Raw genomic sequence first — 13358 nt, 5'->3', positions numbered from 1 at the left:
AGATTGGTTTTCCCTGGCGGCGAGATCCCTTAACTGGACCGGCAGTTGGACTGACTGGTTGACTGAAATTTGTGTGCAGGTGGGTGAGAAGCGGTACGGTCGGCATGTGGGTGGACAGCGCGCCGCCGAGGGTGGCGGCAAGGAGTTCGAGCGGGTGCTGGAGGCACTCGTCCTCCGTATGTCCGACGGGACCTACCCCCTGGGATCCCTGCTGCCCCCGCAGCGCGAACTGGCCCAGGACCTCGCGGTCTCCCGGGACACCGTCCAGCGGGTGCTGAAGGAGCTCTCCGAGCGGGGGCTCGTCGAGTCCCGGCAGGGCAGCGGATCCCGGGTGACCGGATCGCCGGCGACCCGGGAGCGCCGCAAGCCCGCCGTCCACGTGGCCGGTCCCGGCCGTATGACGCTCGGCCCGCATCTGGACAGGGCGTTCGAGCGGTCCGAAGTCGTCCTGGACGTCTTCACCTTCACCTCCGAGTCCCTGGCCGCGCACATCTGGATCCAGGCCGAGCGGATCCGCTCCGGGGCGGTGGCCCCGCAGCGCATCGCCCTGCGCATGCTGCTGCCCTCGGAGGACATGGAGCTGCCCTTTCCACGCGCCATCGCCGACCCGGACGACCCCCGGCCGCTGGAGCGGGTGCGGGGGATAACCCGACGCAACACCCAGTCGCTGCGGCTCGCCCTGGAGGAGCTGAAGGCCGAGAGGTTCGTGGCGGACGTCGACGTCGCGGTCCGGTGGGCGCCGATCACCCCGGCGTTCAAGCTCTACCTCTTCGACGGCACCGAAGCCCTGCACGGCATGTACAAGGTGGTCGAACGGCCCATCGTGCTGGACGAGGGGACGGTGCCCGCCATCGACGTCATCGGGCTCGGTGCCGTCCTGGAGCACTACGTGGCGGACGACGACCCGGACTCGCCCGGCTCGGTCTTCGTCAGTGAGCGGCAGACGTGGTTCGACTCCGTGTGGGAGTACCTGGCGACCGAGTGAGCGGCGCGCGGGTCAGTACGTCAGGGGTGCCGACAGCGCGTGCATGACCGGCTCGAACGAGCCGACCACGTCCTGCGCGCCCTCACCTCGCATCCGCGCCGCCGTCCCCGCGTCCCGCGTGAAGCCGAGGAACGGCACCTTCGCGGCCCGGGCGGCCGCGAGGTCGGTGAGCTGGTCGCCGATCAGCAGGGTCCGGGACGGGGACGGGCCGCCGAGCTCGGCCAGCGCGCGGGTGATCACGTCGGGGTGCGGCTTCATCAGATGCGGGTCCTGGGGATCGCGGCCCAGTACGGCCGTGAAGTGCTCCAGGAGGCCTTGCCGTTCGAGGTACTCGCGCACCGGCTCGGCCGAGTTGTTGCTCACGATCAGCAGGGCCTTGCCGAGCAGCGCCAGCGCGCCCACCAGCTCCCGCGCGCCGGGGGTGAGGGCCGCCCGGCGCACCGCCGTGTACTCGTGCCGGGTGACGATGCCGTCAGCCCAGTCCAGCCGCGTCCCGCGGTGGCCGCCCGTGCGCCGTACGGCCATGTCGGCCAGCTGGCGCAGCACGCCGTGGGAGTCGGCGCAGTCCTCCACCCGACGGTCGAGCCGCCCCCACTCCAGCCGGGCCCGCTCCTTGACCTCGTCGGCGATGTACGCGGTGCAGGCACCGCCGAACAGGTCGCACACGGGGCCGTCGAAGTCGAGCAGTACGGCGTCGGCCCGGTCGAGGACGTCGCGCAGCTTGTCCAGGTCACCGTGGCCGTCGTACGGGGTGCATGTCGTCGTCACCGGCACAGTGTGCGGCGGTCCGGATCGGCGCCGGGCGCCTGATCTTTGGTGTCGGTTCCGGCAGCGCCCGTACGGGTCAACGCGAGGCTCACCCGACTCACGGGTTCGGCGCGAACGGACGAATCACTTCTGGCACGATGCGCACTCACAGGGGGATGCAGTGCACCACTTCCCCGCCACTTGCGCGGGGACCGGTCGAGAGAGCGGGCGATGTCAGCCGAACGGGTGTCCCCGACACGGGAACGAGCCGTCCAGATGAGCGGCGGTGACGCGAGCGCGGTCGAAGGGCCGCTCGAGGGCTATCACCACGAGACGTATGTGATTCCCCTGCCCGACCCCGCGGGCGAGGACGAGGACGACGAGGACTCGGAACCTGTCCGGGCCAAGTGCCGTTCACCGCGTGGCGAGCTGCTCTGGTTCGACCGGCGCTGCTTCGTCTCGGAGGAGCAGCTGCTGGAGGCGCTCCAGGGCCGGATCAGCGGGATCCCGGAGCTCATCGAGGTGGGCGAGATCCGGTTGCAGCGGTTCATCGAGGGCCGCACGCTGGGCTCGCGATACGCCGCCGGACGGATGGTCCCCGAGCAGGTGCTCGACCAGATCCTCGGCCTGTTCCGGCAGTTGATCCATGTCTCCCCGGGGTCCCTGAAGGCCGAACGGCGCTGTCTGATCGAGGACCGCGCCGAGGACGGGGACTGCGAGGGGTTCCTGGAGGGGCTCGTCCGGTTCGCCGAGGAACGCGTCTACCAGGACAACCTCCCCTCCTTCGAGGGGCTGTTCGGCGCGCTGGGCGTGGACGAGGACTCCTTCCGCGTGCTGCGCAAAAACGTTGTGGTCCCGGGGCTGGCGGAACGACCCTTCTGCCTCCTGCACGCCGACCTGCATCGCGAGAACTTCGTCCTCGACCGGACGGCCCGGCTGTGGACCATCGACTGGGAGCTGGCCATGCTCGGTGACCCGCTCTACGACCTGGCCACGCACCTGTATCTCATGCGCTATCCGGCCGAGCAGGAGAACCGTTTGATCGAGTGGTGGTGCGCGGTGGCCGACGACATCAGACCCGGCAGCACCGAGGGCTGGCGCGACGACCTGCCGAGACTGCTGGACTTCAAGCGGGCCCAGAGCGTGTTCACCGACGTCATCCGGGCCACCCAGATCCTGGACAACGGCGGGGCGTTCAGCTGGCGGCGATGGCCGGCCGAGGCCACAAGGGTGCAGCGGGTGCTGGCCCGGGCGGCCGTACCGCTGGGGCTCGACGACGTGCCGAGCCTGCGTACCGTGGCCACCTCACTGCTCGACTGGCACCGGCTGCGCGGCTCGCGCACCTCATGAGGTCGACAGGGAGACTTTGGCCCGCGAGGTGCTCCCACGTGCTCTACAGTCTCGAACTACCTGTTCTCCCTCCCTCAGGAACGCGCAGCACAGGAACGCCATTTGAACGCACGACTCGCACCTCAGCCCACCGTGTACGCGGAGTTCGTCCGGTTCGCCGAGGAACACGGACAGTCGCTCCAAGGGCATCACCACATCAACTACCGCGTGCCGCTGACCCCGCAGATGGCGTCGGTGCTGTGGCAACCGGTGAACACGCCCGTGCTGGTGCGGATACCCCGCCCCGACACCCTGCGTGTCGTGTTCAAGACCTGGGCGAACGAGGCCCGCGTCCTCGACGCCATCAGCGACACGGTCGACCACGCCCCGGTGTGCCTGGCGCACGACTGGATGAGCTCGGCCATCCACTCGTACGTCCAGGGCGTCCCGCTGTCCAAGACCTGCCGTGACATCGCGAAGGTCGACCGCTCGCTGATCGAGGCGATGGCGGAGGGGCTCGCGCGGCTGACCGGGGTCGACCGCGACGCGGTCCCGCCGCTCCCGCCCGGGTGGCCGAGGCCGCCCGAGAGCCAGGAGTTCCTGCGCACGGTCGTGGAACGGACGGAGCGGGACGTCAGGGAGCCCAACTGGCCACGCTTCCACCGCATATTCGAGCGGCTCGGGGTGCGGCCCGGCGCCCTGATGCGACTGGCCGGCCGGGTACCGAAGATGACCAGGCGGCCCTTCAGCCTTCTCCATGGCGACCTGCACCGGGACAACGTCATCGTGACCCGCGACGGCGACCCGCCCCTGGTCTTCGTGGACTGGGAGCTCGCCTCGTTCGGTGACCCGCTGCATGACCTCGCCGTCCACCTCGTGCGCACCGGCCACACCCCGGCCCAGCGGGACGCGGCGGTCAACGCCTGGACCAAGGAGGTCCAGCGGCACAGCCCCGAGGCCGCGAACGGTCTGGACGACGACCTCAGGCACTACATCGCCTTCGAGCGGGCGCTGTCCGTCTTCCCGGACGTGATGCGGACCCTGGACGCACTGGAACGACGTCCCCCGGACGAGCAGCGGCTGAGGGCGGCCACGGTCCGGGTCCACAACGCGCTGACGGCCGCCGCGGAACTGCTCGACATCGACCCCGTCCCGCCCCTGCCCGAGATCTGGTGGCTGCTGAAGCGGTGGACGGAGTTCATCCACGGCGCGCCGATCGACAGTGTCCGCCGGGTGCCCGTGCAGTGGACCCCGGACCGCGCGCATCCGAGCCGCCCCGAGTTCCGCGACCCGTGCGTGAAGGACGCGCTGGCCGACGAGTGCCGGGCCCCCGAGAGCCGGCTGCTGCGGGGCACGGCCCACGTCAACGCGGTGGTCGTGGCACGGGTCGCCGGGGCGGACGTCCCGGTCGTCGTACGGCGCCGCAGGACCGGAGCGGAGCGCGAAAACGATTCGAGGAGGCTCGACGAGTCCACGGTTCTGCGGGCCCTGGAGGAGGAGGACGTGCCGGTGTCGGCGCCGCGTGTGCTGGCGTCGGGCGAGGGCGGCCGGCGACCCGGCGCGTTCGCCGTCCAGACCTATCTGGGCCCGAGCGACGGATCGGCCCCCGAGCACCCGGTGGACGGCCTGCGGCCGCACGAGGCGGAGAGCGTGGTCGACCAGCTGTGCGCCCTGACCAGGGTGGACTACCTGGCGCTGCGTCCGAGGGCGCCCCGCGACGACTTCTACCGGCAGTTGACGGACGAACTCGTCGACACGGTCCGCTATCTGCCGGACGACGTGCGCGCCCTCGCCGAGGGCATAGGCCTGCCCGGTCATCGGCAGCTGTACGCCATCCTGTCGCGGTACACGGTCGAGTCGCGCACGCCGGCCCTGATGCACGGCGACCTGCACCCGTGGAACCTGGTGCGCACGCTGGACGACCGGTTCAACATCGCCCTCATCGGCTGGGACCGGTCCCGGGTCGGTGACCCTCTCTACGACCTGGTGCGGCACACCTGCCTGGCGCGCACCGACGACCGCCGCAAGCACTTCATGAAGCGCCACTGGGAGCGCAGTCTGCCGCGCCACTACACCCGCGGCTGGCTGTCCGACTGGAGCAAGTACGAGCGCGTGGAGATCGTCCGCGCCGCCTACGAGGACCTCGGCCACCTGGTCTCGGGCAGACACCTGGACGTCCCCCGGGTCCGGACGGCCGTGGAGTCGTACGCCTGGACGCTCCAGGCGGCCCTGGCCGAGCTGAACCTCGAACCCCGTCGCGACAACCCCTACCTCCTGCGCGCCCTGCCGCACTAGGGCCTGTCCGGCGGATCAGGTCGGCTGCAAGGAACGGCATCTCATCAGCGCAGGTGAGCGGGGCATGGCGCGTGCAGCTGCAAGGCGGAGGAGGGCGTCGACGCGATGGGGGTCCCCCGCTCGAGCGGAGCCGAGAGTGGGGGAGTCGGCGAGTGACGACAACGCGGCTGGGGGTCCCCCCTCTGGGGGAGGGCGTGCCATGCCCCGCGACGCCGGCATGATCCGCCGGACAGGCCCTAGCCGCCGGGCGCGGGGTGGGCCGCGCGTAGGCTCACCGCCATGAGCGAGACCGGCAGGAGCGAGGCGGGCGGGGCGGGCGCGGGCGCGATGGGGCTGCGGGAGCGGAAGAAGCAGCGGATGTACGAGACCGTGTCCGAGACCGCCATCCGCCTCTTCGTCGAGAAGGGCTTCGACGCCGTCTCCGTGGCCGAGGTGGCCGCCGCCGCCGAGATCTCCAAGCCGACGTTGTTCCGGTACTTCCCGGCGAAGGAGGACCTCGTCCTGTACCGGATCGCCGATCACGAGGACGAGGCCGCGCGGATCGTGCGGGAGGGGCCCTCGCCCGTCGAGGCGCTGCGGCGGCACTTCCTCGACGGGATCGAGCGGTGTGATCCCATCACCGGGCTCAATGATCATCCCGCGGTGCTCGCCTTCCACACGCTGGTGTACGGAACCCCGGCCCTCGTCGCCCGCATGTACGCCTACCTGGAGCGCTCGGAGGCCGCCCTCGCCGAGGCGCTCGGCGCAGGGCTCGACGCACGGCTGGCGGCCGGGCAGATCGTCGCCGTGCAGCGGATCCTCGCGCAGGAGAACTGGCGGCGGATCTCGGCGGGCGAGCCGGTGGCCGAGGTCAAGCGCGACGCCGTGGCGGCGGCGGAGCGGGCGTTCGGGCTGCTGGAGGCGGGGTTGCCGTCCTCGGTGGGCCGGGCGCCCGGACGTGAGGCCGAGTAAAAAATTTAACTCGGTTACGTTATTGGGTACGCTTCCTGGAATGACGACAACCGACCCTGCCCTGCGGCACACCCTCATCCGCGAGCGCGTCCACCACGACCGCTGTCGCACCGCCCTCGCCGGCATGGTCGACGGCGCCGACGAACAGGTCGTCATCGGTGAGAACGCCTCCGCGTCCGGCGCCGACGCCGAGGTCCTCGGCTACCAGCTGCGCAGCAAGGCCAAGGCGCTGCACGAGCTGCCCGAAGGCCCGTTGTTCTTCGGGCGGCTCGACTTCAGCGGCGGGGAGCATCAGGCGCTGCACATCGGGCGGCTGCGGATCAGCGAGCACCCCGCCGAGCCGCCGCTCGTCGTCGACTGGCGCGCCCCCGTCTCCCGCGCCTTCTACCAGGCCTCCGCCCGCGACCCGCAGGGCGTGGCCGTACGGCGGCGGTTCGGCTGGGCGCCGGGCAGCCGAGGGGCGTCCGGTGACCTGACCGGCCTGGAGGACGAGCACCTCGACCGGGGAGAGTCCCGGGCGAGCGAGATCGTCGCCCGCGAGATCGAGCGCCCCCGGGTCGGCCCCATGCGCGACATCGCCGCCACCATCCAGCCCGAGCAGGACGATCTCGTGCGGGGCGACCTCGCCCTCTCCGTGTGTGTGCAGGGCGCCCCGGGCACCGGCAAGACCGCCGTCGGCCTGCACCGCGCCGCGTATCTGCTCTACACCCACCCGCAGCGCATCCGGCGCGGCGGACTGCTGATCCTCGGACCCAACCCGACCTTCCTGTCGTACATCTCCGAGGTGCTGCCCGCGCTCGGCGAGACCGGGGTCCGCCAGTCCACGCTGCGCGACGAGATCGGGCGGCAGCCGGTCAGAGGGGTCGACGGCGAAGGCGCGGCCGTCTTGAAGCACGACGCGCGGATGGCGCAGGTCCTGCGGCGGGCCCTGTACGCGCGGGTGCGCGGGGGTGAAGGCGTCGGCCCGCTCGCCGTTCCCGACGGCTCGTACCGGTGGCGGGTGTCGGAGGGCGAGCTGCGGCGGATCGTGGCCGGGGTGCACGCGGAGGAGCCGCCGTACGCCGTGGGGCGGGAGCGGGTGCGGACACGGGTCGTGCGGCTCATCCAGGAGCAGGCCGAGCGGCGCAGCGGGCCGCCGGGTGCCGCGTGGATGCAGAAGATCTCGCGGGCGCGGGCGGTCGGGGCGTACGTCGACGCCGTATGGCCGCGGGTCCGGCCCGAGGAGGTCGTGGCCGGGCTGTTCATGGAACAGGGGGTGTTGGAGGCAGCCGCGGACGGGCTGCTCGACGGCGGTGAACAGCGGGCGCTGCTGTGGGACAAGCCGCCGCGGTCCTGGAAGTCGGCCCGCTGGTCCGCCGCCGACCTCGTGCTCCTCGACGAGATGGCCGGGCTCATCGAGCATCCGAAGGGATACGGCCATGTCGTCGTCGACGAGGCGCAGGATCTGTCGCCCATGGAGTGCCGGGCCATCGCACGCAGGGCCGCCTTCGGTTCGGTGACCGTGCTGGGGGATCTGGCGCAGGGGACGACACCGTGGGCCGCGCGGTCGTGGCGGACGGTGCTGGGACATCTGGGCAAGCCGGACGCGGTGGTCGTGCCGCTCACCATCGGGTTCCGGGTGCCGGGGGTGGTGCTGGAGCTGGCCAACCGGCTGTTGGAGCGGGTGGACGTGGAGGTGCCGGCGGCCCGTTCGCTGCGCGGGGACGGTGAGCTGCGGTTCCGGGAGGCCGACGGCGATCTGCCGGGCGCGGTCGTCGGCGCCGTACGGGACGCGCTGGGCCGGGAGGGGTCCGTGGGTGTCGTCGCGGCCGACGCGGACGTGGCCCGGGTGCGGGAGGCGCTGGGGGCCGCCGGGATCGAGACGGGGGGTGCGGACGAGATGGGGGCGCGGGTGGACGTCGTGCCGGCGAGCGTGGTGAAGGGGCTGGAGTACGACCATGTCGTCGCCGTGGAGCCGGCGGCGATCGTGGAGGCGGAGCGGCGGGGGCTGCACCGGCTGTACGTGGTCGTGACGCGGGCGGTGGCGGGGTTGGAGGTGGTGCATGGGAGGCCGTTGCCGTTCTGAGGCGGCGGGGCGACGGCCTCCCATGGGGTCGGGACAGGGGGTTATGGGGCGTCGGGCCCGGTCACATCGCGTCGAGGAGCGGTATCAACTGCTCCTCCTCGTACGTCAGATGCGCCTCCAGCTCCTCCGTGAGGCGTTCCACCTCCCGGCGGGCCGTGTCCGGATCGGCGTTCTCGTCGCCCACGACCCGGCGCAGGTCCTCGACCAGCTCGGCGATCCGTTCGTGCTCGTCCCGCAGCCGGGCCAGCGCGGGCGCGAGCTCGGGGTGGCGTTCGGCCAGGAACGGGAACATGGCGAGGTCCTCGCCGGTGTGGTGGTTGTGGAGGCCGGCGCAGAAGGTGAGGCAGTTGACGCGGAGCTGGGCGCCGAGGGCGGAGCCTCCTGTGCCGGCCTTGCCGCCCGCGTCGTTCATCTCGGCGCGGATCAGGGCGAGTTCGCGACGGAAGGCGTCATGGACGACCTTGATGGCCTCGCCCATGGAGGACGCGTTGATGTTCGGGGGACCGTCCGGGACGATCTCGTGCAGGGCGATCACCGGGAGCACCCGTGTCGTCTTCGCCTGGTACTCCGCCCAGCCCGGTTCCGCCTCCATGGCCCGCGCGAAGGCCCGGTCCCGCTCCTCGCCTTCGAGGACGACCGCCCGGGCCTCGTAGGTGAACGCACCGCTCTCCACGGTGACCTGCGGATGCGCGAGGAGGTTGTGGAACCACGCCGGGTGCCGGGGCGCGCCCGCGGCCGAGGCGATGACCAGGACGCGGTCGCCGCCGTCGGGGAGATAGCCGAGGGGGGTGGTGTGGGGGCGGCCGGTGCGGGCGCCGGTGGTGGTCAGCAGAAGGAGTCGGGCGCCTTCGAAGTAGCCGCCGACGCGGCCCTTGTTGGCGCGGAACTCCTCGATGACTGGCTGATTGAAGTCGATGGGCATGCTCAGGTTTCTCTGTCTCTTTCTCTTCGGTGGTTCCGCACGGTCACTGGTTTCCGTACGGAGGGAAGGCGAAGAGAAAAAGAGGCGGACTCCTGGTCCGCGGCCACGACCTCAATCAGAGGCCGGGCAACACCCAACTCGCTCACGGCACAAGGCCGACCCGGCAGTCATACCGGCGACAGTAGCGCAGTTCCCCCGCCAGGGGTGATCCTGTTTTTGCCATGCTCCTCTTCCTCGACGTCGACGGAACGCTCATCCCCTTCGGGTCGCAGCGGCCGTACCCGCTGTACGAGCCGCCCCGCACCTTGCCCGGTCCGCCCGCCCACCCCCTGCTCACCCGGGTCGACCCCGCACTCGGCACCCGCCTGGAGCGGCTCGCCCGGCTCGGCTGCGAGCTCGTGTGGGCCACGACCTGGCTCGACGACGCGAACGCCGCCCTCGCGCCCTGGCTCGGCCTGCCCCCGCTGAGGCTGGTGGACTGGCCGGACGAGGACGCGGAACCCTGGCTCGGGCCCCGCGCCCCGCACTGGAAGACCCGGCCGCTGGTGGCCTGGGCGGCGGGCAGCCCCTTCGTGTGGGTCGACGACGAGATCACCGACGTCGACCGGGCCTATGTGGCCGCCCACCACCCCTCGCCCGCCCTGCTCCACCGGGTCGACCACCGCTGCGGACTCACCGACCACGACTTCGCGGCGCTGGAGGAGTGGATCACCGCCGGGTGGTTCAGCGCCGGGAACGGCCCAGCAGCTCCGTGACCCGCATGAAGCCGTCCGTCCCGTGACCGAGCCCGATGACCCGGCGGGCCTGGCCCTCGGCGGCGCGGATCACGGCCGCCTCGATGCCGTGGGATTCGGAGGCCTGGACGATGTGGGCCATGGAGGAGGCGGCGGAGGTGATCGGGTTGAGCTCGCCGGAGTACGTGCCGTCGTCGACGTCCGTCGCGAGCTCCTCGAAGAGCGGCGGCAGGATCGCGCCGATGCCCTGCGCGAAGGGGGCCAGCTCCCGCGCGGTGATCCCCTCGGCCCGGGCCACGGCCAGGGCGTGCGCGTAGCCCGCCATCGCCGTCCAGAAGATGTCGAGCAGCGCGATGTCGTACGCCGCCGCCCGGCTGACGTCCGCACCGAGGTGGGTGTGCGCGCCGCCGAGCGTGTCCAGGACGGGGCGGTGCTCGCGGTACAGCTCCTCGGGGCCGCTGAGCAGGAACACCGCGTCCGGAGTGCCGATGGTCGTGGCCGGTGTCATGATCGCGCCGTCCAGGTAGCGGATGCCGTGCCCGGCGGCCCACTCGGCCGTGTCGCGGGCCCGGGCCGGGGTGTCGGCGGTCAGATTGACGACCGTGCGGCCCTTGAGCGCGGCGGTGACGGCGTCCTGGCGCAGGACGGCGTCGGAGGCGTCGTAGTTCACCACGCACACGACGGTCAGGGGGCTGGCGGCGACCGCCTCCGCAGGGGACGCCGCGGCCGTCGCTCCACGGTCGCGGAGCTCCCGGTCCCGCCCCGGCGTGCGGTTCCAGACGGTGACCCGCAGCCCCGCGGCCAGGAACGCACCGGCCAGCGCCCGGCCCATCGGCCCGAGGCCGAGGACGGTGACGGAGCCGGGGGCGGGGGTGAGGGCTGCGGAATCGTGGTCGTGGGTGGGCATGACTGAACTCCCTGTAGGGTGAAGATAATTGAGGACAAAAGGGGTGTAGCCATGACGCGTCGGCGCCTTGACCCGAACGTCTGCGGGGTGACCGCCGCGATCGCGGTGATCGACGGCAAGTGGAAGACAGTGCTGCTGTGGCTGCTGGAGTCCGGCCCGCACCGTCCGGCGGAACTGCGCCGCCGGCTGCCGGGCCTCAGCGAGAAGGTGCTGACGCAGGTGCTGCGTGAGATGGAGACGGACGGTCTGGTGCACCGTGAGGTGTACGACGTGCTGCCGCTGAAGACCGTCTACTCCCTGACCGACTTCGGCCGTGACCTGGCCGAGGCGCTCGGCCCGCTCGCCGACTGGGGCCACCGCCGCCTGGAGCGACTGACCGAGGCCCAGCCGACCTCCTGACCTGCACGCCACCTCCGTCCGCCGCCTCGTGGATCACCCACATCAAGGGTCGGACGGCGGGGGAGCGCTGCCAAGTACGCACAAATAAGTGGGTACGACGGCGGCGGTCGCCCCCGCCCCCCTTCCACACGACAGGGCTACGACCGCGCCAATTCCTCCCGGAACCCCTGGCGCCAGGACGGATAGCGCGGCTCCCAGCCGAGCTCACGCCTGGCCTTGGCGTTGGAGAACCCACGCCCCTCGGTCATCATCGTCACCACCACGTCCCCGGCGAGCAGCCGGGCCAGCCACTTGGGCACACGCAGCGGAGGCTTCGCTCCCGCGCAGTCGGCCAGATACGGCAGCCACTCACTGGCCGGCGCCGGCTCGTCGTCGACGATGTTGAACACGCCCCGCGCCCGCTGCTCCACGGCCAGCACGGTGGCGCTCGCCGCGTCGTCCAGATGCACCCAGGAGCAGTAGCCGGTACCGCCCCCGACCAGCGGGAACTGCCGTTTGCGTACGAGTTCGACCTGGTCGTCGGTGGCGCCGGGGCCGTAGAAACCGCCGTAGCGAAGGACCGTACCGTCGGCCTTGAGGACGGAGTCCTGGATGTGCCGGATCGCTTCGCCGAGCGCGCGCAGCTTCCCGGTCTCCACGGGCAGCGGGTCCTCCTCGGTCTTCACCCAGCCGCCCTCGCGGACGCCGTTCCAGATGGCGGCGCTCTGTACGACGACATGCGGGACGCCGGTCGCCTCCGCGGCGGCCAGCAGATGGTCGGTCCCCTCGGTGCGCAGCCGGTTGGTGCTGGCGAACCACCGGTCGAAGTGCCTGATGTCGGGCTTGCCGGAGTGCGGTGCTGAGATCGCCGTCATCTGGTGCACGATCACGTCCGGCCGCGCCGCGGCCACCGCCTCGCCGACCGACGTCGCGTCGAGCCCGTCCATCACCACGCCCTGCGCGCCCATCCCCTTCACCAGGTCGAGCTTGGCCGCGCTGGTCGTCGTGGCCGTCACCTGATGCCCCCGCTCCACGAGCCGCGGCACCAGCCGCCGCCCGATGACGCCGGTCCCACCTGCGACGAACACCCGCATGACACTCACCGTCCCGATCGGGGAATACGACTACGAAAACTTGGACGAGCGGGCCCGCCCGTTTTGTGACATGGCGATGAGTCCCGCGTGCGGAGCGGGTCTCCCGCATGAGGCTCCTGCGAGAACCGGAAGGTTGTGATGGCCATGCCCACCAGCTCCGCGTACGCCAAGGTCAACGGCGTGGAGATGTACTACGAGGTGCACGGCGCCGCCCGGGACGCCGGTGCCCGAGATACCGGTACCGACGCCCGGCTTCCGCTGGTGCTGCTGCACGGGGGCGTCACCACCGTCGATCTGTCCTTCGCCGCCGTGCTGCCCGCCTTGGCGGCCGACCGGCACATCGTGGCGCCCGAACTCCAGGGGCACGGGCACACCGCCGACACCGACCGCGACCTGACCGTGCCGAACCTGGCCTCCGACGTGGTGGCACTGCTCGACGAGCTCGGCATCCAGCGGGCCGACTTCCTCGGGTACAGCCTCGGCGGGCTGACCGCGCTGGAGATCGGCATCAGGCACCCCGGCCGCGTGGGACGGCTGGTGCTCGCCGCGACCCAGTACCACCAGGACGGCATCCACGACGAGGTCCACGCCGGCGACTTCGCCTCGCCACGGCTGCCCGACCAGGCCGACTTCCAGGAGATGGCCGAGGCGTACGCGGCGTGCGCGCCGCATCCCGAGCACTTCCAGGACTTCCTCGGCAAGATCTCGGTCGCGGCGAACGCCCCGCTGCCCTGGACCGCCGACGACCTGCGCACGGTGCAGGCACCCACGCTGCTGGTCATCGGCGACTCCGACTTCGTACGCGTGGAGCACGCGGCGGAGATGCAGCGCCTGATCCCCCGGTCCCGGCTGGCGGTCCTGCCCGCGACGACGCACATGACCCTGATGCGACGGACGTCGCTGCTGCTGCCGATGGTGGGCGAGTTCCTCGACGGCAGCCGCACATAGCCG

General features: G+C 71.7%; 12 protein-coding genes. 8 read left to right on the top strand and 4 right to left on the bottom strand.

Annotated features, from left to right (window positions below):
- Positions 1–106: 106 nt before the first annotated feature.
- Complete coding sequence (locus OG254_RS22885; protein ID WP_405584734.1) at positions 107–985, top strand: winged helix-turn-helix domain-containing protein; 879 nt, start codon at positions 107–109, stop codon at positions 983–985.
- Between the two features lie 12 nt (positions 986–997).
- On the opposite strand, the gene OG254_RS22880 is transcribed toward OG254_RS22885, so the two are convergent.
- Positions 998–1753, bottom strand: coding sequence for an HAD family hydrolase (locus tag OG254_RS22880; RefSeq protein ID WP_405584732.1), 756 nt, complete (start codon positions 1751–1753; stop codon positions 998–1000).
- A gap of 255 nt (positions 1754–2008) precedes the next feature.
- On the opposite strand from OG254_RS22880, the gene OG254_RS22875 reads away from it, so the two are divergent.
- From OG254_RS22875 to OG254_RS22860, 4 genes are all read left to right on the top strand, one after another.
- A complete protein-coding gene (locus tag OG254_RS22875; RefSeq protein WP_405584730.1) occupies positions 2009–3082 on the top strand; it encodes a phosphotransferase family protein in 1074 nt (357 codons plus the stop codon).
- 102 nt (positions 3083–3184) lie between these two features.
- Entirely contained in the window at positions 3185–5356 is a 2172-nt protein-coding gene (locus OG254_RS22870; RefSeq protein WP_405584727.1) for an aminoglycoside phosphotransferase family protein, read from the top strand.
- 279 nt (positions 5357–5635) lie between these two features.
- Positions 5636–6307, top strand: coding sequence for a TetR/AcrR family transcriptional regulator (locus tag OG254_RS22865; RefSeq protein ID WP_405584724.1), 672 nt, complete (start codon positions 5636–5638; stop codon positions 6305–6307).
- Positions 6308–6347: 40 nt separating this feature from the next.
- The gene (locus OG254_RS22860; protein WP_405584722.1) at positions 6348–8372 is read left to right on the top strand and encodes a HelD family protein; all 2025 of its coding nucleotides are present in this window, start codon (positions 6348–6350) and stop codon (positions 8370–8372) included.
- 61 nt (positions 8373–8433) lie between these two features.
- On the opposite strand, the gene OG254_RS22855 is transcribed toward OG254_RS22860, so the two are convergent.
- Positions 8434–9294 (bottom strand): nitroreductase/quinone reductase family protein, encoded by an 861-nt coding sequence (locus OG254_RS22855; protein ID WP_405584719.1) that lies wholly within the window; start codon positions 9292–9294, stop codon positions 8434–8436.
- Positions 9295–9515: 221 nt separating this feature from the next.
- Between OG254_RS22855 and OG254_RS22850 the strand changes: the two genes are divergently transcribed.
- Positions 9516–10049, top strand: coding sequence for an HAD domain-containing protein (locus OG254_RS22850; protein ID WP_405584715.1), 534 nt, complete (start codon positions 9516–9518; stop codon positions 10047–10049).
- Here OG254_RS22850 and OG254_RS22845 read toward each other — a convergent pair.
- Complete coding sequence (locus OG254_RS22845; protein ID WP_405584712.1) at positions 10018–10935, bottom strand: NAD(P)-dependent oxidoreductase; 918 nt, start codon at positions 10933–10935, stop codon at positions 10018–10020. The genes OG254_RS22850 and OG254_RS22845 overlap by 32 nt on opposite strands.
- Before the next feature lie 51 nt (positions 10936–10986).
- Here OG254_RS22845 and OG254_RS22840 point away from each other — a divergent pair, with 51 nt between their 5' ends.
- Positions 10987–11334 (top strand): winged helix-turn-helix transcriptional regulator, encoded by a 348-nt coding sequence (locus OG254_RS22840; protein ID WP_405584709.1) that lies wholly within the window; start codon positions 10987–10989, stop codon positions 11332–11334.
- Positions 11335–11471: 137 nt separating this feature from the next.
- Here OG254_RS22840 and OG254_RS22835 read toward each other — a convergent pair whose 3' ends face one another.
- A complete protein-coding gene (locus tag OG254_RS22835; RefSeq protein ID WP_405584707.1) occupies positions 11472–12407 on the bottom strand; it encodes an NAD-dependent epimerase/dehydratase family protein in 936 nt (311 codons plus the stop codon).
- Positions 12408–12551: 144 nt separating this feature from the next.
- Here OG254_RS22835 and OG254_RS22830 point away from each other — a divergent pair, with 144 nt between their 5' ends.
- Positions 12552–13355, top strand: a complete 804-nt coding sequence (locus tag OG254_RS22830) for an alpha/beta fold hydrolase (RefSeq protein ID WP_405584705.1) — start codon at positions 12552–12554, stop codon at positions 13353–13355.
- Positions 13356–13358 lie beyond the last annotated feature (3 nt).

It is taken from the genome of Streptomyces sp. NBC_01092 (assembly GCF_045039535.1).
GTDB lineage: Bacteria > Actinomycetota > Actinomycetes > Streptomycetales > Streptomycetaceae > Streptomyces.
This window is presented reverse-complemented; position numbering and strand designations above follow the sequence as displayed.